The sequence below is a fragment of the Methylobacterium jeotgali genome, assembly GCF_022179345.1.
Taxonomy (GTDB): Bacteria; Pseudomonadota; Alphaproteobacteria; order Rhizobiales; family Beijerinckiaceae; genus Methylobacterium; species Methylobacterium jeotgali.
In genome coordinates this window covers 1-20,667 of the sequence record NZ_BPQR01000057.1, presented here as the reverse complement: position 1 = coordinate 20,667, position 20,667 = coordinate 1, and the positions used below count along the sequence as shown (strand labels likewise).

The window sequence follows — 20,667 nt, the reverse complement described above, 5'->3', positions numbered from 1 at the left end:
GCCCCGGCGCTCTCTTCGTTCCGGGCCTACTTCACGATCCGGTCGAGGCGGCCGTTGACGAAGAAGTACAGCTCCCGCGCGCCGGGCTCGGCGTAGAGCACCTGCACCTCGCGCCCCGCCCGGCCCTCGCCGACGAGCACGTCGGTCGGCGGCTTCGCCTTCAGGCGCACCAGCTCGCACTCGCCGATACCGGGCTCGATGGCCGTGGCGAGCGTCGGGGCGGGGCCCGTGCAGGTGCCGTCCGGCGCGAGGCTCGGGCCGGCGGGCGCCGCGGGTCTGGCGACCGGGGGCGGAGCGGGCGCGGGAGCCGCCACCCGGGGCGGCGGCTCGTCGCCGCGGCAGGCGCCGAGCATGGCGAGGCCGGCGAGCGTGGCGAGGCGGGCGGAAGGGGACAAGCTCAAGGCGTCGGTCTCTGCTGCGCGGGTTCGGCCGGGTTGCCCGTCGCGCGCCCGTCGGAGCGGGCGGCGAGCGCCGCGGCATACATCGCCTCGGCGTCCCGCTGGAAGGCCGCGCGGGAATCGGCCCGCGAGTAGAACATGTGCCCGCCCGGATAGACCGAGAGGGTCAGCCGCTTCTCGGCCCCGTAGGCGGGAAGCTGGTCGATCAGGAGCTTCGAGGCGAAGTAGGGCGTCACCAGGTCGGTGAAGCCGTGCGCCACCAGCACCCGCACCCGTCCGTCGAGGGCGAGCACGCCGCGCAGCGCGCCCACGGATTCCGGCGCACTGCGGCCGCCGCCCCAGGTCCAGCCGCGGTTGACCGCGCCGTTGAGGAGCTCGTAGCGCAGGTTCGGCACCCGCCAGTTGAGGCGCTTGGTGTAGAGCTCGATCATCGCGCTCGTCAGCGGCGCCTGGATCGCGGTGAGCAGCGGATCGTCGAAGCCGGACTGGTCGGCGGTCGGGTCCGGGTCCCAGCCGGTGATCCCGGTATCGTAGGCGCTCGCCACCCGTCCCGCGCTCCGGTCGGGTGCCCGCTGCACGCTGCGGGTCGAAAGGCGGCCCGCCTGCTCGCGCACCAGCGCCGGGTCGAGGCCGGCGAGCGCAGCGACCCGGCCCGTCAGCCGCTCGACGGCACCCCGGTCGGCGGGACCCTTCAGAAGATCGGCGAGGTAGTCGCCGGAGGCGTAAGCCTCCGTATCGGCCAGCAGCCCCCGCGTCGGGAGCGTGCCGGCGCGTTCCAAGGCGGCGGCGGCGAAGGAAGGCAGCCGCGTGACGTGCCCCCAGGGGTTGGTGCGCGGCGGCTGCAGCCAGCCGAAATCGAGCACCGGCGAGAGCAGGGTCAGCCCCGAGAGGCCGACGCCGATCTCCTCCTGGAGCTTGGCCGCGATCAGCGGGCCCCGGAAGCCGCCGTAGCTCTCGCCGATGAAGAACTTCGGCGCGCCCATGCGCTCGTTCTGGCGCAGATACCGGGCGATGGCCGAGGCCAGCACGCTCGCGTCGGAATCGATGTTCCAGTAGCGCTTGCCGTCGCCATCCGCCGCGCGGCTGTAGCCGGTCCCGACGGGGTCGAGGAACACCAGGTCGGTGAAGCCGAGCCAGGTGCCGTCGTTGGGCGTCAGCGCCGGGTCCTGCGAGGGGCTGATGCTAGCCCCGTCCGCCGGCAGCCGCCAGGGGCCGATCGCGCCGATGTTGAGATAGGCCGAGGCCGCGCCGGGGCCGCCGTTCACGGCAAACGTCACCGGGCGCTCGGGCCCGCCCGGCTCTGGGGCGCGGGTGTAGGCGATGAAGGCGATCTCCGCCTGGAGCTTGCCGTTCTCGTCGACGAGCGGCAGGCTGCCGGCCGTCGCCTTGAAGGCGAGGCTGCGGCCATCGGGCAGGGTGATCGCCTGCTCCGTGGTGACGTCGGCGGGGAGCTTTCGCCCCTCCGGCCCGCGCTGGGTCGCGGCGGCTTGCGCCGTCTGCCCGCGTCCGGCCTCTTCCGCCAGGGCCGGCGCGGCGGCGAGCACCGCCAGCAGGGACAGGGCCCGCGCGGCGGGCAAGAGGCGCGGGCGGAAGGCGGAACGCGGCATCGAGGCTCCTATCGGCGGATCGGCAGCGAGCGGGACGGTCCGCCGGAGATGGGGCGCCGCGGCCCGGTTCCCAGGCGTCGCGGTCGCCGCAGGGCTTGCGCGAGACCGGGGCTTGCGCGCCGGTGGACCGCCCTATCTCACGGCGCGGACCAGATCTCGCGGGTCGTCTCACCCGCGTCCTCCGCCGGAGCCGACATGCCCGTCGCCAAGAATCGCGTCGCAGGACCCCGCCTCGCCGCCCTCGCCCTTCTCGTCGCCCTGTCCGCCGTGCCGGGCACGGCCCGCGCGGCGGAGGATGCCGGCCCCCTCGGCATCGCCCTCGAAGGCTTCGCCTATCCCCACCCCGTCACCTATCTCGACCTGACGCGGGACGGGGAGGCCCAGCGCCTCGCCTACATGGACGTGGCGCCGACCGGGCAGGCCAACGGCCGCACGGTTCTGCTCCTGCACGGGCGCAACTTCCCGTCGAGCTACTGGGAGCCGGTGATCGCGGCGCTGACGGGCGCCGGCTACCGGGTGGTGGCGCCGGACCAGCTCGGCTTCGGCAAGTCCTCGAAGCCCGTGGGCCCCTACACCTTCGACCGGATGGCCGCGGACACCGTGGCGCTCCTCGACAGCCTCGGCCTGGAGCGGGTCGACGTGATCGCCCACTCCATGGGCGGGATGCTCGCCGTGCGGCTCGCCCGCAACGCGGCCTCACGCGTCAACAGCCTCGTGCTGGAGGCGCCGATCGGACTCGAGGACTACCGCTTCACGGTGCCGCCGGTCTCGAACGAGTTCCTGTTGAAGCGCGAGGGGGAGCTGACGGCGGACGCCTACCGCAAGCAACTCATGACGAGCTACGCACTCTCGCTGCCGGCCTCGGCGATCGAGCCCTTCGTGTCGATCCGCGAGCGGGTGAAGGGCTCGGGCGAGTATCGCCGCTGGCTCCAGTCCTTCGTGAACTCCTACCAGGCGATCTGGGGCCAGCCCGTCGTCCATGAGATTCCGCTCGTCACGGCGCCGACCCTGTTCGTGATGGGCGCCAACGACCGCAACGCGCCGGGCAAGCCCTACGCGCCGGAGGCCCTGCGCGCCGGCATGGGCGACAACGCCGGCCACGCGAGGGCGCTCGCGGCGCGGATGCAGAACGGGCGCGCCGAGGTGATCGAGGGCGTCGGCCACCTCGTCCACATGGAGGCGACGGAGCGCTTCAACGGCCTCGCGATCGACTTCCTCGACAGCCACTGACCGGGAGACGCGCATGGACGTCGGATTCATCGGGCTCGGCCGCATGGGCCGGGCCATGGCCGCAAACCTCGTCGAGGCCGGCCACACCGTCCGGGTCTGGAACCGCAGCGCGGGGCCGGAGATCGAGGGCGCGACGCGCGTCGCCAGCGCGGCGGAGGCGTTCCGGGGGGACGCGGCGATCACCATGCTCGCCGACGATGCGGCGCTCCGCGCGGTCATCGTCGAGGGCGGCCTCCTCGACGCGCCGGAGCGTCCGGCGGTGCATGTCGGCATGAGCACCGTCTCGGTGGCGCTGTCGCGCGACCTCGCCGCGATCCACGCGCGCGCCGGGGTCGGCTACGTGGCGGCACCCGTGTTCGGCCGTCCCGACGCCGCGGCGGCGGGCGCCCTCAACATCGTGGCCGCCGGCCCCGAGAGTGAGATCGGCCGAGTGCAGCCGCTCCTCGACGCCATGGGCGCCAAGACCTGGCGGTTCGGCGACGCACCGGAGCGTGCGAACGCCGTGAAGCTCGCCGGCAACTTCATGATCGTCTCGGCGATCGAGGCCATGGGCGAGGCGGCCGCCTTCGCCGAGGGGCACGGCGTGGCCGGGGCCGACCTCCTTGAGATGCTGACGGCGACGCTCTTCGCCTCGCCGGTCTACAAGAACTACGGCGGCCTCATCGCAGCCAAGCGCTACGAGCCGCCCGGCTTCACGCTGCGCCTCGGCCTCAAGGACGTGCGTCTGGCGCTCGCCGCCGCCGAGGAGGCGCAGGTGCCGATGCCCTTCGCGAGCGTGCTGCGCGACAACCTCCTCGACGCGCTCGCCCATAGGGCGGGCGACATCGATCTCGCGGGATTGGCGACCGTCGCCGCCCGCCGCAGCGGCCGCTGAAGGAGCCGGAGATGCACGCGAGCCACGCCCTCGACGCCCCGGCGGCTGCCGAGATCGGCTTCGACGCCTTCCTCGCCGTCGACATCCGGGTCGGCACCGTGGTTTCGGCCGAGCCTTTCCCGGAGGCGCGAAAGCCCGCCCTGAAGCTCACGATCGATTTCGGGCCGGCGATCGGCCGCAAGCGGTCGAGCGCGCAGATCACCGAGCACTACACGCCCGCCGATCTCGTCGGGCGGCAGGTGGCGGCGGTGGTCAACTTCCCGCCCCGGCAGATCGGGCGCTTCCTCTCCGAGGTGCTGACCCTCGGCTTCGCGGACGAGGCCGGCGCCGTGGTGCTGTTCCGGCCCGACAGGCCGGTGCCCGACGGCAGCCGCCTGTTCTGAGACGGCCGGCGCTCAGGCGCGGGCGCTCACCACTTGTAGCTCACGCTCGCCATGACGCGGCGGGCCTCGCCGTAGAAGCAGTTGTTCGGGTCCTGGCAGGCGCTGACGAAGCGCCGGTCGCCGATGTTGGCCGCGGTGATCGCCGCCCGCCAGCGGTCCCAGGTGTAGTGGACGGTGGCGTCGAACAGCACGTACTCGGGCACCCGCAGGGTGTTGAGCTGGTCGGCGAAGGAACTGCCGACGTAGCGCACGCCGCCGCCGAAGCCGAAGCCGCGCAACTCGCCCACCGGGATCGTGTAGTCGAGGAACGCGGAGGCGAAGGTCTGGGGCACGTTGGTCGGCGTCTTGCCGATCAGGACGGGCGCCTGGCTCTTCACGTATTCGAGGTCGTAGTGGGTGACGGCCGCGACGAGGTTGAGCCCGTCGAACAGGTTGCCCACGAACTGCGCCTCGACGCCCCGCGAGCGCACGCTGCCTTGCTGCGTCGTGTTGAAGGTGCCCGGGATCGAGAAGGGCGGGTTGTCGCGCACGAGGTCGAAGGCCGCGACCTGGAGCGAGTAGCCCGCGCCGACCGGCTCCAGCCGGGCGCCGACCTCGATCTGCTCGCCCCTGTCCGGCCGCAGCGACCGGAAGCCGTTGAGGGCGTCCTGGCCGATCTGCGGCTGGAACGAGGTCGAGTAGGCGACGTAGGGCGCGAAGCCGAAATCGAAGTTGTAGAGCAGCGCGATGCGGCCGGTGAGGGCCTGATCGTTGCGGCTGCTGCTGGTGTCGCCGAAGGCGCTGTAGCGGACGTTGGTATCGGTCGTCGCGAAGTCCTGCCGAAGCCCGCCGATCAGGCTCAGGCGGTCGGTGAGCTTGATCTGGTCCTGCGCATAGAGGCCGACCTGCGAGAAGGCGAAGTCGCGCACGATGTAGGGCGAGGGCCGCCCCTGCGCCGGGCCGAAGGTCGGGGCGAGCAGGTCGAGCGCCGGCCCGCCGGCGAAGGCTTGGTTGTCCTTGAGGAGATAGTTCTTGTAGTCGACGCCGAAGATGACGGTGTGGCCGAACAGGCCGTCGAAGAAGCGCGCCTCGGCCTGGTTGTCGACCTGGAACAGGCTGGCCTTGTCCTGGAACGCGAACTGGTTGCGGGCGAGCTGCGTCTGCGCCGCGTTCGCGTAGCCGATCTGGCCGATATACGAGTTCTGGTAGCCGTCGCTCAGCGAGTAGCGGAAGTTCTGGCGCACGGTCCAGACGTTGTCGACCGCGTGCTCGAACTCGTAGCCGGCATAGGCCTGCTCGCGCTGGAAGTTGTTGAAGGTCGGATCGCCGATGTTGAGCGAGCGCGGGATGCGGAAGCCGCTGGCGTTGGGGCGAGCCGTCCCGGAATAGGGCAGGAACAGCGAGGTGACGCCGGTGGAGTCGCGCTGGTAGCTCGTCAGCACGGTGAAGGAGGTGCCGCCGTCCGGCTTATAGGTGAGCGCGGGGGCGATGTAGTAGCGGTCGGCCGGGACCCCGTCGACCTGCGTGCCGCCGGTGCGGCCGATGCCCGTCAGCCGGTAGAACCAGTGGCCGGAATTGTCGGCCGGGCCGCCGATGTCGAAGGCGCCGTAGGCCTGGCCGAACGAGCCGCCGCCGACCTCGATGGAGCCGAAAGGCAGCGTGGTCGGACGCTTGGTGATCTGGTTGACGAGGCCGCCGGGATTGCCGGCGCCGAACAGCACCGCGGAGGGGCCGCGCAGCACCTCGATGCGCTCCAAGCCGAAGGTCTCGACCTTGTAGGTGCCGAAGCCGAAGTTGAGGAGCTGGAGGCCGTCCTTGTAGATGCCGTAGTCGCTCGCCGTGAAGCCGCGCAGGGTGAAGAAGTCGACCCGCTGGTCGGCGCCGAAGACGCCGGAATAGATGCCGGCGGTGTACTGGGTCGCCTGGGTGAGCGTTGTCGCGCCCTGCGCGTCGATCTGCTGGCGGCCGATCACGGTGATCGCCTGGGGCGTCTCGATGAGCGGCGTGTCGGTCTTGGTGGCGGTCGCCGAGCGGGTCGCGACGTAGCCGTCGACCGGCCCGCGCGGGTCCTCGCGGTCGAAGCGGCCGGCGGCGACGCCGCCGGGGCGGGCGGCGCGCACGGCGGTGCCCTCGACGGCGATCTCGGAGAGCGTCGCGGCGCCGGCCTGGGCCGGCGGGTTGGCGGTGCCTCGCTGCGGCGGGGTCGCGTCCTGGGCGGAGGCGGCGACGGCCATCGCGAGCAGCGACGCGCTGGAAAGCGCCGCCCGGCGGAGGAAACGGCGGAAACTCGGATCGGTCTGCATCTGCTTGCGGCTCGTGGTGTTGCCCGAGAACGTGCCAGATCGGATCGTTGCGCGGATGGGGACATCCGCACTTTAGAACTCTGCTAAACTATTGATCTGGCTCGTCTTTTGATGGAGCTTGGCTACGCCGGCCCCAACCCGCGATCAAGAGAGAGCAACTCGTTTGCGCGCGAGTGTGCCGCCCCGGCAACGCCCGGTTGATGGCAGGGGCCCAGGTGTCGGGAGACCGCGCCGCGCATGGACGCGCTTGAGCGATGAGCCGGCGAAGGATCGCGCCTCAGAGGGCGCCGTCGCGGATCGCGCCGGGGTCGGCGAGCGAGTGCAGGCGGGCGGCGGCGCTATGGGCGAAGCGTAGGGTGACGGCCTTGCGTCGGGCTCCGCTCAGGGGGTGCTCACCGGGCTCGCGCATCACCGCCGCGCCGAAGCCGTCGGCGACGATGAGCCCGGCCTCCTCGGGGATGATCCCTTCGAGCGTCGGCGGCACCGCGAAGTAGAAGCGGTCGCAGAACTCCCGGTAGTGGTGCCACTTCCGGTCGGCCCGGAAGTCGGCGGTGCTCGACTTGATCTCGATGATGGTCAGCCGGCCGCAGGCGGCGAGCGCCACGAGGTCGGCCCGGCGCCCGTTGGCGAGGGGAAACTCCGGGATCGTGACCTGGCCGAGCTCGGCCATCAGACGCCGCACGCCGCGCTGGACCATCAGCGCCGTCGGCGACTGGCGTCCGTCGGGGGGAAGCGAGAGGGCGAGCGCTGCGGACACGGGACCGGTCGGGGAGATTCGCGGGAAGCCCCGATCGAATCAGAGCGTCCCCGGCTTGTCGAGCGCGGCATCGCCGCGCGTCAGCTCCGCAGCCACTCGAGCAGACCGGCGCCGGGCGCCAGCATCAGGAACGCCCAGGCGATCGCCGAGACCACGTTGGCGACCTGGAAGGGCAGGCGCGGCACCCGGAAGATGCCCGCGAGCAGCGGCACCACGGCGCGGGCCGGTCCGATGAAGCGGCCGACCGCCACCGCCGCCGCCCCCCAGCGCTTCAGGAAGACCTCGCCGCGGGCGACCATCTCCGGGTAGCGGTTGAGCGGCCAGACGCCGTGGGCCCGCTCCTCGAAGTGCCGGCCGACCTCGTAGGAGACCCAGTCACCGAGGATGGCGCCGAGGCTCGCGGCCGCCACGATCGGCCAGAACGGCAGGTCCGTCGCGCCGATCACGGCGCCGATGCCGAGGAGGAGCACCGTCGCCGGCACCAGAAGCGACAGGAAGGCCAGGGACTCGCAGAAGGCGATCACCCCGACGATGAGCGGCGCCCAGCCCTTGTGCGTCTCGATGAAGGCGAGCGTCGCCGTGCGCAGGGCATCGAAATCCATGGGGCGCCTTGTCGGGGGAACGAGACCCGATCTGGCGCGGGTCGCCCGCCGGGCAAGGGCGGCGCGCGCGGGCGCCGGGAATGGCGGCCGCGCGTCGGCGCCGGATGCGCGCGCCGGCGCGAGGGGCTACAGCCGTCGAGGTCGCGCTCGCGGGAGGCGGGTTTGAAGGTCCTGTCGATCCAGTCACACGTCGCCTACGGGCATGTCGGCAACGCCTCGGCGGTGTTCCCGATGCAGCGCCTCGGCGTCGAGGTCTGGCCGGTGCACACGGTGCAGTTCTCGAACCACACCGGCTACGGCGCCTGGCGGGGCCGGGTCTTCGACGGGCCGGCGATCGAGGAGGTGGTGCAGGGCATCGGGGAGCGCGGCGTGCTCGGCCACTGCGACGGCGTGCTCTCGGGCTACATGGGCTCGGCCGACATCGGCACCGCGATCCTGCGGGCGGTCGCGCAGGTCAGGGCGGAGAACCCCGCCGCGCTCTACTGCTGCGACCCGGTGATGGGAGACGCCGGCTGCGGCTTCTACGTGCGTCCCGGCATCCCGGAGTTCATGCGCGACCGGGCGGTGCCGGCCGCCGACATCCTGACCCCGAACCATTTCGAGCTGACCTTCCTCACTGGCCTGCCGACTGGCACGCTGGAGGAGGCCAAGGCCGCCATCGCCGCGCTCCAGGCGCGGGGGCCGCGGGTGGTGCTCGTCACCTCCCTCGTCACGAGCGAGACGCCGGACGACGCGATCGACCTGCTGGCGGGGGAGGGCGGCCGCTTCTGGCGGGTGCGCACGCCGCGGCTCGCCCTCGACGTCAACGGCGCCGGCGACGCGATCGCGGCGCTGTTCTTCGTCCACTACCACCGCGAGGGCGGCGCCGAGGCGGCGCTGGGGCGGGCGGCGGCCTCCGTCTACGGGCTCCTGCGCCGGACGGTGGAGGCGGGCTCGCGGGAGATCCTGACGGTCGCCGCGCAGGACGAGTTCGTGAGCCCGAGCGAGACGTTTCCCGTCGAGCCGGTCTGAGGGGACTCGCTCAGGCCGGGCAGGCGAAGAACGTCGCGTAGGCCTCCTCGCAGACGCTGCCGAGATGCCTCCGGTATCCGGCATAGGCCGGCATGTCCGGGGTCACGCGCCCGTAGGCGAGGTCGTCGCCGCGCTCGGGAATCAGGGCGAGCGGGGCCGCGGCGGGGGTGAGCTGCGTGCCCCGGCCCGCATGGAGGGTCGTCAGCACCCCGAACATCTCGCCCCGGATCGTCGGCCGACAGAGCACCGCGAGCCGGCACTGCCCCTGCCAGTTGGTGAGGAGGTAGATCATCCCCGACTGGTTCGGCACGGCGACGCTGCCGGACTGGGCGAAGGGCGCGTCGAGCCGCTCGGCCTCCCGGAACACGAGGCGGGCGGTCTCCGCGTCCCAGGCGATCTCGGTGCGGTAGGCGAAGATCGCGTCGGCCGCCCCGAACGAGGGACGCAGCGTCAGGTAGCGGCCCTCGATCCAGGACACCGCCTCGCGGGAATAGGAGCCCAGCTCCTCCGGCGCGTGGCGCGCCGCCGCCGGGGCGGAGGAGGGCGCCTCTCCGCGCAGCGGCTGGCCGAGCGCCTCCTCCAGGCGGATGGTGGTGGCGAGCGTGAAGGGCCGCCGGCCGGCCAGCGCCTTCTCGAGCGTCGAGATGCTGATGCGGGCCTCGTCGGCCAGCGCCTGCCGGGAGATGCGCCGCCGGGCGAGCGCCTCGCGCACGGCCTTCGCGATGGCGCGGCTCTGCGCCTCCGGCAGCTCGGTCTCGTTCAAGAGGCAGTCTCGCGTCGGATCTCCCGCACAGATCCGCACGAATCCGCACTTCGGCGCAAGAGCCGCTCAGCTTGCCTCCCCGTCCATCTCCGCGTCGACGATGAGGCGCAGGCCCCCCGGTGCCGTGGCGTCGAGGGGCCAGCAGGTGACCAGGGCGAGGTGGCGTCCGGGCGCGGCCGGGTCGAGGCGGGAGGCGTCCCAGTGGGCGACGCGGGCGCCGGTGACGCGAAAGCGGAAGGTGCGCCCGTCGCGCCGGCTGACGGTGACGGCATCGCCGGGCCGCAATCCGCCGAGCCCGGCGAAATGCGTGTCGCGATGAGCGGCGTAGACGGCGGTGCCGGGCTCCCCCGGCTCCGGCGTGCCGTCGAGGTGTCCGGGGCCGAAGGCGAGCGCCTGGCCGCTGCCGCCGCGCAGCGCGATGCTGCCGTGGCCGAGGAAGCTCAGGCGGGCGACGGGCTCGGTGTCGGCCGAGGGCCAGGGCCGTACCGCCCGGCCCTCGGCGAGGCTGCGGGCGAAGGCGCGCTCCAGCAGGATCTGCGCGAGCACGGCCTTCGCCGGCATCCAGGCGGCCTCGGCGGCGAGCCCGAGGCCGGCGAGGGTGAGGAGAGCGCCGAGCGCCCTCCCCAGGGTGCGGGTCCGGCTCATCGGGCGGCCCGCGCCCGGCGGCTGAGGAGGCCGACCGCGAGACCCGCGAGCGCCAGTCCGAGGCCGAGCCAGAGCCGGGGCAGGAAGCCGATCCCGGTCTGCGGCAGCCGTATCTCCCGGGCCGGTGCCGGAGCGACGGCCGGGGTCAGTCCGGCGTGGCGCTCGCGGATCGGAGAGACCCCGCTCGGCCGCTCGCCGAACACCTTTTCGAAGTCCCAGCCCGCCGGCAGGTTGAGGGGCAGGTCCGTGGCCGCCAGCGGTGTGCCGGCGGCACGCCGGGGCGTGGCGTCCACGGCAACGAGGCTGGTGAGCCGCGTCGTCAGCCCGTGGGCGAGGGCGAGCTTGAGAATCGCCGCGTCCGCCGCCTCCGCGGTGAGACGGCCGGTGATGCGCCCCGTCTCCGCCTCGCCGATCCGGGCCCGCGCCCAGACCTTCGAGATGCCCGTGCCGGGCGCCGCCTCCGAGAGGGAGAGCGTACGGCTCCAGGGCCTGCCGTCGACGGTGCCGGAGACGGTGAGCCCTCCGGTTCCCTTCGCGAGGCGCGCGGCGAGCGTCAGGGGCTCGCCCCGGTAGAGGTCGGGCAGCGGGTCGGGCGTCACCTCGGCGCCCTCCTCCGTGAAGCTGGCCCTGAGGCCGGTCGCGGCGGGCTCCTCCAGCTTCGCGTAGAGGGCACGGGTGCGCTCGGCGACCTGATCGACGGTGTGGATCGCCGTGAAGCTGCCCCGGCCGATCTCGGCAGCGTGGCGCATCAGGTGGCCATTGGGGGCCGCGCCGATGCCGACCATGAACAGCCGCGAGCGGCCGAGCCCCCGTTGGATCGCCTCGAAGAGCTGCGCCTCGTTGCCCACCGCTCCGTCCGTGAGGAACACGATCTGGCGCAGGCGATTGCGGTCCTCCGGCGTCGGGTCGTTGAGCGCCGCCGTCAGGGGCGCGAGCATCTCGGTGCCGCCCCGCGCCTCGAGGGCGCCGACGAAGCGCTCGGCCCGGCGCAGCGTCTCGGGGCTCGCCGGCACCGGCTCGGGGAAGAGCGCATCCCAGGTGTTGTCGAAGCGGATGACGTTGACCCGGTCCTCCGGGTGGAGCCGCGCCAGCCCGGCCAGCAGCCCCGCCTTGGCCTGGCGCATCGAATCGCCCGCCATCGAGCCGGAATTGTCGATGACGAAGGTCACGTCCCGGGGCGGGCGCGTCCCCGCCGCGGCGGTGGGCGGGTTCAGGGTGGCGAGGACGTAGGTCTCCCCGCCGATCTCCTCGCGGAACAGGCCGAGGCTCGGCTCGGCGCCGGGCGCCGGCTCCCAGGTCAGCTCGAAGTCGCGGTCGGCGGGCACCACGCCCTCGCCGAGGGTGACGCGCCGCGCGGTCGGACCGGTCTCCTCGACGCGGATCGGGTGGGTGGCACTGCGGAGCGCCCCCACGGGGAAGCCCGCGTCGAGCCGCACGGTGATCGCCACCGGATTGATCGGCGCATGCCGGGCGGGGTCGAGGACCGGCGGCTCGATCCGGTCGCGGTCCGGCACCGGGTCGGCGCTCTCGCCGGTCTCCGAGATCAGCGTCGCGGCCGGCGGGGCGGGGTTGTAGCGGGGCGCGACGACGAGGGGCAGGCGCAGGGTGCGGATGCCGGCGGAGACCGACACCGCCTGCTGGATCTCGATCCGCACGACGACCGTCTCGCCGGGGCCGATATTGGCGACGGCGTTCGTGAAGACGTTCGGCCGCTCCTGCTCGGTGAGCGCGGCCGTCTTCCCCTCGGCGCGGGCGGCCTCGTAGACGCGGCGCGCCGCGGCCCGCTCCTTGATCCCGGCGACGATCACCCGCTCGCCGACGATCATGGTCATGGCGTCGACCGCGGCGTCCTCCGGCAGCGGGTAGACGTAGGTGCCCTCGACCCAGCGGTCGGTGGTGTTGCGGAAGGCCTGGGTGACGATGGTCCGCAGGGTCGGGCCGCTGACCGTGACGGCGAAGTCGGTGGCAAGGCGCGGCGCCTCGACGGGGACCGCCGCCTCGCTCCGCAGGACCAGCGCGCCGCTGCCCGGCGCCGGCATGGCCCGGGCCGAGACCAGGGTCAGCAGGAGGGCGAGGACCGCCAGGAACAGCGGCGAGAGGGCCGAGGCGGCGCCGTATCCCGGCTCGAGCGGGGATGCGGGAGAGGGAAAGGGGGATGGCTTGGGCATGGTGTGAGACCTCCGGGTCCGGCCGGCTCCGGGGCCGGCGACGCTCCGAAGGCTCGCCCGCCGGGGCCGCCCGCCGCCACGGGAAGCTTCGCCCTTTGTCCGGCCCGGTCCGGACGCCGCGGCCTGGCTTCGGCGGATCGGTGCGGAGCCTGTGCGGTCCGGTGCGCGGTCGGGCTCTCGCGTCCGCCACCCGCGGGACACGGTGCCGCAACGCTTCCGTGCACGCGCCGCGCTTCCTACATCCGGAGCACGGCCGTTCCCCTTACGATGAGCCTTCCCCGTGCTTCGGATCGCGATCCTCGCGTTCGTCTTGGTCTACCTCGTGCCTATTGCGGCCTCGGCGGCCCTGTACTGGCTGCGCAACGACGTCGCCGACTGGCGCACCGCCGACCGCACCAGCGCCGGCCTGCTGCCGCCGGCGGCGCAGAACCGCGAGGCGGTGGTGCGCGTGTTCTCGGCCCGCACGGTGAGCTGGCGGGGGATCGTGGCGAGCCACGCCTGGATCGTGATCAAGGACCCCGGCGCCCCGGCCTACCAGCGCTTCGACTACACCGCCTGGGGAATGCCGATCTGGATCGACCGCTTCGTGCCGGACGGGCGCTGGTTCGGCAGCGTGCCCGAGGTCGTGTTCGCCGCCGACGGCGCGGAGGCCGAGCGGATGCTGCCGCGCATCCGCGCTGCGATCGCCGGCTACCGCTACGCCCGCATCGGCGACTATCGCCTCTGGCCGGGGCCGAACTCGAACACCTTCGTCGCCACGGTGATGGGCGCCGTGCCGGAGATGCGGGCGAGCCTGCCCTCGACCGCCATCGGCAAGGACTTCCCCTACGACGGACGCTGGGTGGGGCTCACCCCCTCGGGCTCGGGCGTGCGGGTCAATCTCGGCGGCTATCTCGGGGTGACGGCGGGCTGGTTCGAGGGGCTCGAGCTCAACATCCTCGGCGCCGTCGCGGGGCTCGACCTGCGCCGCCCCGGTCTCAAGCTGCCGGGCCTCGGCCGCATCGGGGTCTGAGCGGCAAGCTCGGCCCTGCGCTCAGCCTTCTTGGCGCGGCTTCAGCGGGACGACGTTCTCGGGCAGGCCCGCGTCGGCGGTCCGCAGGGCCTCGGCCACGGCGACCGCGAGCTGCTCGCGCCGGAACGGCTTGCCGACGAGCGTCACCCCGTCGTCGAGCCGGCCGTGATGGACGATGCTGTTCTCGGTGTAGCCCGACATGAACACCACCCTGACCTCGGGCCGCACCGCCAGGATGCGCTCGGACAGCTCCCGCCCGCGGATCCGGCCGGGCAGGATCACGTCGGTGAGCAGAAGGTCGATGCCCGCGGCGTTCGCTCCGAAGACGCGCAGGCCCTCCTCGCCGTCCCCGGCCTCCAGCACCCGGTAGCCGAGCTCCCGCAGGATCGTGCAGGCGACCTCGCGCACGGCGGCCTCGTCCTCGACGACGAGGATCGTCGCAGAGCCCCGCGGCAGCTCCACCGGCGTGCTCGTGCGGGGCCCCGCCGTCGCGCCGCCGATGGCGCGGGGCAGGTAGAGCTTCACCGTCGTGCCTTCGCCGGGCTCGGAGTAGATCTTCACGTGGCCGCCCGACTGCTTGACGAAGCCGAACACCATCGCGAGGCCGAGGCCGGTGCCCTTCCCGTCGGGCTTCGTGGTGAAGAAGGGCTCGAACACCCGCGCCAGCACCTCCCGCGTCATGCCGTGGCCGGTGTCGGAGACCGCCACCATGGCGTAGTCGCCCGCCCGCACCTCCGCATGGGCGCGGGCATAGGCCGCGTCGATCACCTTGTTGCCGAGCTCGATCGTCAGGCGGCCGCCGCCGGGCATCGCGTCGCGGGCGTTCAGGGCGAGGTTGAGCACCGCACTCTCGAGCTGGGCGGGGTCGGCCATCGCCGGCCACAGGCTCGCGCTCTCGATGTAGCGGACCTCGATATGCTCGCCGAGCGTCCGGCGCAGGAGCGGTACGAGATCCGGCATCGCCGCCGAGAGGTCGATGGCCGCGGGGGCCAGCGGCTGCTTGCGGGCGAAGGCGAGGAGCTGGCTCGTCAGGGTCGCGCCGCGCTGGGCCGCCCAGGCGGCGCGCTCGACCCGCTCCTGCAGCCGGGGCTGCTCGCCGAGCTTGCCGCGGACGATCTCGAGATTGCCGAGGATGACCTGGAGCAGGTTGTTGAAGTCGTGGGCGATGCCGCCGGTGAGCTGGCCGATGGCCTGCATCTTCTGGACTTCCCGCAGCACGCCCTCGGCCTGGGCCCGCTTCGTCATGTCGGAGATGGTGAGCACGAAGCCGCCATCCGGCATCGGCGTGCGGCGCAGCTCGAGATGGTGGCCGTCGCCGCCCGTGCGCTCGAAGACGACCGCCTCGTCCGGCGCATGGCCGCCGTGAACGATCTGGTCCTCGCTCTCCAGGGCCGCGCGTCCGGGCTCCGCGCTGTGCTCGGCGAAGGTCGCGTAGGGGACGCCCGGCCGCAGCATGCCCCTGGGGAGATCGAGCAGAACCTGGAAGCAGTGGTTCCAGTGGCTCAGCCGCCGGTCGGCGCCGAACACGGCGACGCCCTGGCTCAGGCTGTCGAGGCAGGTCTGGAGCCGCAGCGCCAGGACCCGCTGCTCCTTCTCTGCGGAGTAGCTGCTCGCCCAGGCCCGGTTGAGAAGCCGCGTGGCGAGCAGGATGGCGAGCACGGCGAGCAGCGCCGTGCCGATCGCCAGCCAGCGCACCCAGGCCGCGCGCGCGTCGTTCTGCGCGAGACGCTCCGCCAGGATGCGCCGCTCCTCGCTCAGCATCGTCGCGAGGAGCGCGTCGGCTTGGCTCATGTACTCGCGGCCGGTGTCGGTGTTGACGATGCGCTGGGCCGCCTCGAAGCCGACGTCCCGGCGCAGCTGGAGCGTCTGGGCGAGCTCCTCCAGCTTGAGCTGGATCAGCGGGGCCAGCGTGCGCAGGCGCTCCTGCTGCCTCGGGTTGTCGGCCGTGTCGCGCTGAAGGTCGCCCTGGAGCAGGCCGATGCGGTCGCGGGCGGCGTTGTAGGGCGCGAGATACTCGTCCTTGCCGGTGAGGACGTAGCCCCGCTGCCCCGTCTCCGCCTCGGTCAGCGCGATCACGAGGTCCTTCAGGGTTCCGAGCACCCGGTAGCTGTGCTGCGCCCATTCCCGCGCGTCGCGCGCCGCATTGAGCCGCTCCAGGCTGATCCCGGCGACGAGCGCCAGGATGAGCAGCAGGACGCCCAGGAAGAGGATGTTCGCGCGCTTGACGAGGTGACGGGTCATGTCCGCCGATCCGGTGGCCTCCGCGCGGCAGGTCTCCGCGCGGAAGGCGGAGCGTCCGACTGCCGCGCCGCTCTCCGCCCCATAGCACGACGCGCTCCCGCATGCGCGCCGTGCGAAACACGCGTTTCAGGGTATTCGCCGGGCAACCGAGCGGGCTCGGGCTGCGTTATCGGGGCCCCAAAACGATTCCCCAAGAGGAACGATCCGCCATGATGACCCGCCTTCTGAGCGCCGCCGGTGCGCTCGCCCTGACCACGGGCCTCGCCTTCGCGCAGACCGGGACGACGGCTCCGAACCCGCCGGCCGCGGGCACCGCGGCTCCCGCCACGAACGCGGACAGCAGCCTCAAGGAGTGGCAGGTCGCCAAGACCGCCAAGGTCGGCCTCTCGCAGGCGATCACCACCGCCGAGGCCCAGGGCGAGGAGAAGGGCGGCCGGGCGATCGAGGCCGACTTCGAGAAGGCCGGCAGCAAGGACCCGGCCCACTACGCGGTCAAGGTCGTCTATCCGAGCGGCAAGCTCGTCGAGTACGGGATCAACGCCGACACCGGCGCCGTGTACAAGACCGAGAACCAGCCGATCGAGCGCTACTTCACCCGTCTGAAGCCCGCCGACTTCCAGAACGCCAAGACCTCGCTCAAAGACGCGCTCGCCATCGCCGAGCAGAAGGCCGGCGGCGGCAAGGCCTACGAGGCGGAGGTCTCGAAGGACGGCTCCTCGGTCCAGTACAAGATCGAGGTGGCCGGCGCCGACAAGGAGCACAAGGTCAAGGTCGGCGGCGACGGCAAGGTCGTCGACTGAGCCTGTGAACCGGCGGTCCCGGCTTCGAGGCCGGGGCCGCCCTCACGCCTTGTCGAGGGCGGCCGCGACCGCGCTGACGAGGCGCGGATCGGACGGCTCGACCCCGCTCGGGAAGGCGTTCGCCAGGGTGCCGTCCCGAGTGATCAGGTACTTGTGGAAGTTCCAGCGCGGCGTCTCGCCGGGCCGCTCCCCCGCCGCCCAGGCGTAGAAGGGATGGGCGCCGGGCATCTTCACCCGCGTCTTGGTCGCCAGCGGAAAGGCGACGCCGTGGTTGCGCCGCGCGGCTTCCGCGATGGCAGCCCCGTCGAGGGGCTCCTGATTGCCGAAATCCGCCGACGGAACCCCGATGACCGCGAGCCCCCGGGGCTCGAAGCGGGTCCAGAGCGCTTGGAGCCCGGACAGCTGCCCGGCATAGCCGCAGGCGGTCGCGGTGTTGACGACGAGGATCGGCCGCCCCGAATAGGCCGAGAGCGGAAGGGCCCCGCCCTCCGCCCGCTCGAACCCGAACGCGGTGGCGCGGCCCTCGGCGGCCGAAGCATGGCCGGCCCGCAGCGGGATGCAGATGCCGGTCCCGAGGAGCGCGAGGACCGAGCGGCGGTGGAGCGCGTGCGGCATGATGAGCGTCCTGGGCGTGGGGTGCCGGTTCCGCAGGCTATCCCTTGCGCCGTGCGGAGGGGAACGCCCGCCGTGCGCGGCTAATGGTCGTGGTGGCCGGCGGCCATGCGGTCGGTGAGCGCCATGAGCAGGCCCGACACGACGAAGACCATGTGGATGCCGACGAGCCAGCCGAGCTCGCGGTCGGTCGCGCCCTTCACGTCCATGAAGGCCTTGAGGAGCTGGATCGCCGAGATCGCCACGATCGAGGACATCAACTTCAGCTTGAGGCCTGTGAAGTCGATCGTGCCCATCCACTCGGGCCAGTCCTTGTGGTTCGAGTGGTCGAACTTGGAGACGAAGTTCTCGTAGCCGGAGAACATCACGATGATCAGCAGCGAGGCCGTGAAGGACAGGTCGACCAGGGTCAGAACCCCGAGGATCGTCTGCGACTCGTTCGATTCGAGCGCGTGCAGGGCGAAGTGCACGATCTCCTGGCAGAGCTTGACCAGGAGAACCACGAGGCCGATGGCCAGCGCCGCGTAGAAGGGCGCCAGCAGCCAGCGGCACGCGAAAAGGATCCGCTCGAAGCCCCGTTCCAGCATCGTCGACAGTCCCCGTCCTTTGTAGTCGCGCGGGGTTTGGCACGCGGGCCGAGGCGACGGCAAGCGCCGGAGCGCGGCACGCCTCCTGCAAATGGCCACTCCTGAAGCCGGGACCGGGCTCATGCGGTGGGGGCCGGGCAGCCCGCGCGCCGGGCATGCCTCCCGGCCGCCGGAAAGCTGCCCTAGTTCAACGGCCGAGCCCGCGGCACGATGGACGCCGCACGGCGGACTAGACAACCGGGAGTCGCCCTTGGCCACGATCATCCCCGTCGCCTCCTTCGACTGCGTCGTCTTCGGCGCCACCGGAGACCTCACCACCCGTAAGCTCCTGCCGGCGCTCTACTATCGCTTCCGGGACGGGCAGATCCCGAACACCAGCCGCATCATCGGCGCCTCCCGTTCGGAGTTGAGCGCCGAGGCCTTCCGGGAGCGGGCAAGGGACGCGCTCAAGCGCTTCGTGCCGGCCGCCGACCTCGCGGATGAGACGCTGTCGGCCTTCCTCGCGCATCTCGACTACGTGGCGGTGGACGGGGCTGGCGAGGACGGCTGGAGCGACCTCGCGGAAAAGCTCGCGGAGCGCCCCGACCAGGTGCGGCCCTACTATCTCGCGACCTCCCCGGACCTCTACGGCTCGATCTGCCGCAACCTCGCCCAGCACGGGCTGATCGGCGCGAAGTCCCGCGTCGTGCTGGAGAAGCCGATCGGCAAGGACCTGAAATCGGCCCGCGCCATCAACGACGCGGTCGGCGAGGTCTTCCCCGAGGAGCAGATTTTCCGCATCGACCACTACCTCGGCAAGGAGACCGTGCAGAACCTGCTGGCGCTGCGCTTCGCCAACACGATCTTCGAGCGGCTCTGGACGGCGGACGTGATCGACCACGTCCAGATCACGGTGGCCGAGACTGTCGGCGTCGAGAGCCGTGCGGGCTACTACGACACCTCCGGCGCGCTGCGCGACATGGTGCAGAACCACATCCTGCAGCTTCTCTGCCTCACCGCCATGGAGAGCCCGCTCAACCTCGAGGCCAACGCGGTGCGCGACGAAAAGCTGAAGGTGCTGCGCGCCCTCAAGCCGATCACCGCCGCGGACGTGCAGACGGTGACCGTGCGCGGGCAGTACGTGGCCGGCGCCGTCGACGGAAAGCCCGTCGAGGGCTACCTCGCCGACCTCGGCGGGCAGAGCCGCACCGAGACCTTCGTGGCGCTGAAGGTCGAGGTCCAGTCCTGGCGCTGGGCCGGGGTGCCGTTCTACCTGCGCACCGGCAAGCGCATGCCCGACAAGCTCTCCGAGATCGTGGTGCAGTTCCGCGCCTCGCCCTTCTCGATCTTCCCGAGCGAGGCCTTCGGGCGCGAGCCGAACCGGCTCGTGATCCGCCTCCAGCCCCAGGAGGGCATGAAGCTCGAGGTGATGACCAAGGACCCGGGCCCCGGCGGCATGCGGCTGCGGCCGACCAACCTCGACATCTCCTTCGAGGAGACCTTCAAGCAGCGCTATCCCGATGCCTACGAGCGGCTGCTCATGGACGTGGTGCGCGGCAACGCCACCCTGTTCATGCGCCGCGACGAGGTCGAGGCCGCCTGGGCCTGGGCCGACGGCCTGCTCAAGGCCTGGGCCGACCGTCCCGAGCCGCCCCGGCCCTACGCCTCGGGAAGCTGGGGGCCGACCGCCTCCATCGCCCTCATCGAGCGCGACGGTCGCACCTGGCACGAGAACTGGCAGGACGGCGCCGACTGAAGCCCTTCAAGCGATCTCCTCGGCGACGAGGGCGAAGGTGAGGAGGTCGACGGAGGCCGCCCCGCCCCGGAGGAGGGCGCGGGCGGCGGCGTTACCGGTGGCGCCCGTGGTCGAGACGTCGTCGACGAGGAGCACCCGCCGCCCCGCGAGCCGGGCCCGCGCCCGCTCCGGCACCCGGAAGGCGCCCTGAAGGTTGGCTGCCCGCCCGGCGCGGGTGAGGCCGACCTGGGGGCGCGTCGCCTTCACCCGTTCCAGTGCGCCGGTATCGAAGGGCTTGCCCGCGCTCGCGGCGACGGTGCGGGCGAGGAGCGCCGCCTGGTTGAAGCGCCGCCGCCACAGGCGCCAGCGGTGGAGCGGGACCGGCACCACGAGGTCCGCATCAGTGAGAAGCTGGCGGCCGCTCGCCGCCATCATCCGCCCCATCGGGCCCGCGAGGTCGAGGCGGTCGCCGTATTTCAGCCGGTGGACGAGATCGCGGGCGGCGCCCTCGTAGAGCGCGACGGCGCGGCCGCGGCCGAAGACCGGCGGGTCGGCGATGGCCCGGGCAGAGAGCAGGTCGCCGATCCCAAGATCGACGGCGAAGGGGGTGCCGTAGCGCGGGCAGCAGGGCGCCTCGATCAGGCGAAGCCCCGCCCAGCAACCGGGGCAGAGCGCGCCGGGATCGGCGGTGGCCGTGCCGCAGCCGGCGCAGGAGGGCGGATAGACGAGGCCGAGCGCCCCCGCGAGGAGGCGCGAGAGGCCGGCGCGCAGGATCTTCCGCGCGCCGGCGGCGGTGAGGTCGTTCAGCTTCAGTGGACGTCCTGGCCCTGCTGCGTCTGCGCGTCCTTGGCGGCCTTCTTGTTCGCCCGGTGGCGGCCGACGGCGCAGCCTGCCGCCGCGCCGACGACGCCGTGGCCGGCCATGTGCCCGGCGATGCCGCCGACGGCGGCGCCCTTCAGACAGCCCTTGGCCTCCGCCGCG

Annotated in this window: 19 protein-coding genes; 7 read left to right on the top strand and 12 right to left on the bottom strand. The window is 72.6% G+C overall.

The annotated features are described in order from the left end of the window. Positions 1 to 26 precede the first annotated feature (26 nt). Both MFF04_RS16620 and MFF04_RS16615 read right to left on the bottom strand, forming a co-directional pair. Positions 27 to 353: a hypothetical protein gene (locus tag MFF04_RS16620; protein ID WP_373320087.1), complete on the bottom strand. Its 327-nt coding sequence runs from the start codon at positions 351 to 353 to the stop codon at positions 27 to 29. A gap of 44 nt (positions 354 to 397) precedes the next feature. Next, positions 398 to 2,005: a S10 family peptidase gene (locus MFF04_RS16615; RefSeq protein WP_238277395.1), complete on the bottom strand. Its 1,608-nt coding sequence runs from the start codon at positions 2,003 to 2,005 to the stop codon at positions 398 to 400. A gap of 195 nt (positions 2,006 to 2,200) precedes the next feature. Here MFF04_RS16615 and MFF04_RS16610 point away from each other — a divergent pair, with 195 nt between their 5' ends. Genes MFF04_RS16610 through MFF04_RS16600 form a run of 3 tightly spaced genes read left to right on the top strand, consistent with a single transcriptional unit; the run spans position 2,201 to position 4,492 of the window. After that, entirely contained in the window at positions 2,201 to 3,235 is a 1,035-nt protein-coding gene (locus tag MFF04_RS16610; RefSeq protein WP_238277394.1) for an alpha/beta fold hydrolase, read from the top strand. A gap of 13 nt (positions 3,236 to 3,248) precedes the next feature. After that, positions 3,249 to 4,109, top strand: a complete 861-nt coding sequence (locus tag MFF04_RS16605; protein ID WP_238277393.1) for an NAD(P)-dependent oxidoreductase — start codon at positions 3,249 to 3,251, stop codon at positions 4,107 to 4,109. An 11-nt stretch (positions 4,110 to 4,120) separates the two neighbouring features. Beyond that, a complete protein-coding gene (locus MFF04_RS16600) occupies positions 4,121 to 4,492 on the top strand; it encodes a tRNA-binding protein (protein ID WP_238277391.1) in 372 nt (123 codons plus the stop codon). Positions 4,493 to 4,518: 26 nt separating this feature from the next. On the opposite strand, the gene MFF04_RS16595 is transcribed toward MFF04_RS16600, so the two are convergent. From MFF04_RS16595 to MFF04_RS16585, 3 genes are all read right to left on the bottom strand, one after another. Beyond that, on the bottom strand, positions 4,519 to 6,774 hold the full coding sequence (locus tag MFF04_RS16595) for a TonB-dependent siderophore receptor (RefSeq protein WP_238277390.1): 2,256 nt from the start codon (positions 6,772 to 6,774) through the stop codon (positions 4,519 to 4,521). A gap of 277 nt (positions 6,775 to 7,051) precedes the next feature. Continuing rightward, positions 7,052 to 7,531, bottom strand: coding sequence for an MmcB family DNA repair protein (locus MFF04_RS16590; RefSeq protein ID WP_283206380.1), 480 nt, complete (start codon positions 7,529 to 7,531; stop codon positions 7,052 to 7,054). 80 nt (positions 7,532 to 7,611) lie between these two features. Continuing rightward, entirely contained in the window at positions 7,612 to 8,133 is a 522-nt protein-coding gene (locus MFF04_RS16585; RefSeq protein WP_238277388.1) for a DedA family protein, read from the bottom strand. Positions 8,134 to 8,295: 162 nt separating this feature from the next. On the opposite strand from MFF04_RS16585, the gene pdxY reads away from it, so the two are divergent. Further along, positions 8,296 to 9,144, top strand: coding sequence for a pyridoxal kinase PdxY (pdxY, locus tag MFF04_RS16580; RefSeq protein ID WP_238277387.1), 849 nt, complete (start codon positions 8,296 to 8,298; stop codon positions 9,142 to 9,144). Positions 9,145 to 9,154: 10 nt separating this feature from the next. Here pdxY and MFF04_RS16575 read toward each other — a convergent pair whose 3' ends face one another. From MFF04_RS16575 to MFF04_RS16565, 3 genes are all read right to left on the bottom strand, one after another. After that, a complete protein-coding gene (locus MFF04_RS16575) occupies positions 9,155 to 9,907 on the bottom strand; it encodes a helix-turn-helix domain-containing protein (protein ID WP_238277386.1) in 753 nt (250 codons plus the stop codon). Positions 9,908 to 9,973: 66 nt separating this feature from the next. After that, a complete protein-coding gene (locus tag MFF04_RS16570; protein ID WP_238277385.1) occupies positions 9,974 to 10,552 on the bottom strand; it encodes a class GN sortase in 579 nt (192 codons plus the stop codon). Further along, complete coding sequence (locus MFF04_RS16565) at positions 10,549 to 12,720, bottom strand: marine proteobacterial sortase target protein (RefSeq protein WP_238277384.1); 2,172 nt, start codon at positions 12,718 to 12,720, stop codon at positions 10,549 to 10,551. The genes MFF04_RS16570 and MFF04_RS16565 overlap by 4 nt, the downstream gene beginning before the upstream one ends. A gap of 280 nt (positions 12,721 to 13,000) precedes the next feature. Between MFF04_RS16565 and MFF04_RS16560 the strand changes: the two genes are divergently transcribed. After that, a complete protein-coding gene (locus MFF04_RS16560) occupies positions 13,001 to 13,732 on the top strand; it encodes a DUF3750 domain-containing protein (RefSeq protein ID WP_238277383.1) in 732 nt (243 codons plus the stop codon). A gap of 21 nt (positions 13,733 to 13,753) precedes the next feature. Here MFF04_RS16560 and MFF04_RS16555 read toward each other — a convergent pair whose 3' ends face one another. Then, positions 13,754 to 15,973 carry a CHASE3 domain-containing protein gene (locus MFF04_RS16555; protein WP_238277382.1) on the bottom strand — a complete coding sequence of 740 codons (2,220 nt, stop codon included), beginning with the start codon at positions 15,971 to 15,973 and terminating at the stop codon, positions 13,754 to 13,756. 209 nt (positions 15,974 to 16,182) lie between these two features. On the opposite strand from MFF04_RS16555, the gene MFF04_RS16550 reads away from it, so the two are divergent. Continuing rightward, complete coding sequence (locus tag MFF04_RS16550) at positions 16,183 to 16,773, top strand: PepSY domain-containing protein (RefSeq protein WP_238277380.1); 591 nt, start codon at positions 16,183 to 16,185, stop codon at positions 16,771 to 16,773. 42 nt (positions 16,774 to 16,815) lie between these two features. Here MFF04_RS16550 and MFF04_RS16545 read toward each other — a convergent pair whose 3' ends face one another. Further along, positions 16,816 to 17,388 carry a glutathione peroxidase gene (locus MFF04_RS16545; RefSeq protein ID WP_238277379.1) on the bottom strand — a complete coding sequence of 191 codons (573 nt, stop codon included), beginning with the start codon at positions 17,386 to 17,388 and terminating at the stop codon, positions 16,816 to 16,818. A gap of 80 nt (positions 17,389 to 17,468) precedes the next feature. Then, positions 17,469 to 17,972: a TIGR00645 family protein gene (locus tag MFF04_RS16540; RefSeq protein WP_238277377.1), complete on the bottom strand. Its 504-nt coding sequence runs from the start codon at positions 17,970 to 17,972 to the stop codon at positions 17,469 to 17,471. Positions 17,973 to 18,222: 250 nt separating this feature from the next. Here MFF04_RS16540 and zwf point away from each other — a divergent pair, with 250 nt between their 5' ends. Continuing rightward, entirely contained in the window at positions 18,223 to 19,707 is a 1,485-nt protein-coding gene (gene zwf, locus MFF04_RS16535) for a glucose-6-phosphate dehydrogenase (protein ID WP_238277375.1), read from the top strand. Between the two features lie 6 nt (positions 19,708 to 19,713). Here the strand turns inward: zwf and MFF04_RS16530 are convergent, their stop codons facing one another. Further along, positions 19,714 to 20,460, bottom strand: a complete 747-nt coding sequence (locus MFF04_RS16530) for a ComF family protein (RefSeq protein WP_238277396.1) — start codon at positions 20,458 to 20,460, stop codon at positions 19,714 to 19,716. Positions 20,461 to 20,667 lie beyond the last annotated feature (207 nt).

What these genes read in the sequence shown, in the direction of transcription:
- MFF04_RS16620 (WP_373320087.1), bottom strand. Translation starts at nt 353, where the DNA reads ATGCTCGGCGCCTGCCGCGGCGACGAGCCGCCGCCCCGGGTGGCGGCT.
- MFF04_RS16615 (WP_238277395.1), bottom strand. Translation starts at nt 2,005, where the DNA reads ATGCCGCGTTCCGCCTTCCGCCCGCGCCTCTTGCCCGCCGCGCGGGCC.
- MFF04_RS16610 (WP_238277394.1), top strand. Translation starts at nt 2,201, where the DNA reads ATGCCCGTCGCCAAGAATCGCGTCGCAGGACCCCGCCTCGCCGCCCTC.
- MFF04_RS16605 (WP_238277393.1), top strand. Translation starts at nt 3,249, where the DNA reads ATGGACGTCGGATTCATCGGGCTCGGCCGCATGGGCCGGGCCATGGCC.
- MFF04_RS16600 (WP_238277391.1), top strand. Translation starts at nt 4,121, where the DNA reads ATGCACGCGAGCCACGCCCTCGACGCCCCGGCGGCTGCCGAGATCGGC.
- MFF04_RS16595 (WP_238277390.1), bottom strand. Translation starts at nt 6,774, where the DNA reads ATGCAGACCGATCCGAGTTTCCGCCGTTTCCTCCGCCGGGCGGCGCTT.
- MFF04_RS16585 (WP_238277388.1), bottom strand. Translation starts at nt 8,133, where the DNA reads ATGGATTTCGATGCCCTGCGCACGGCGACGCTCGCCTTCATCGAGACG.
- MFF04_RS16570 (WP_238277385.1), bottom strand. Translation starts at nt 10,552, where the DNA reads ATGAGCCGGACCCGCACCCTGGGGAGGGCGCTCGGCGCTCTCCTCACC.
- MFF04_RS16565 (WP_238277384.1), bottom strand. Translation starts at nt 12,720, where the DNA reads ATGCCCAAGCCATCCCCCTTTCCCTCTCCCGCATCCCCGCTCGAGCCG.
- MFF04_RS16555 (WP_238277382.1), bottom strand. Translation starts at nt 15,973, where the DNA reads ATGACCCGTCACCTCGTCAAGCGCGCGAACATCCTCTTCCTGGGCGTC.
- MFF04_RS16550 (WP_238277380.1), top strand. Translation starts at nt 16,183, where the DNA reads ATGATGACCCGCCTTCTGAGCGCCGCCGGTGCGCTCGCCCTGACCACG.
- MFF04_RS16545 (WP_238277379.1), bottom strand. Translation starts at nt 17,388, where the DNA reads ATGCCGCACGCGCTCCACCGCCGCTCGGTCCTCGCGCTCCTCGGGACC.
- MFF04_RS16540 (WP_238277377.1), bottom strand. Translation starts at nt 17,972, where the DNA reads ATGCTGGAACGGGGCTTCGAGCGGATCCTTTTCGCGTGCCGCTGGCTG.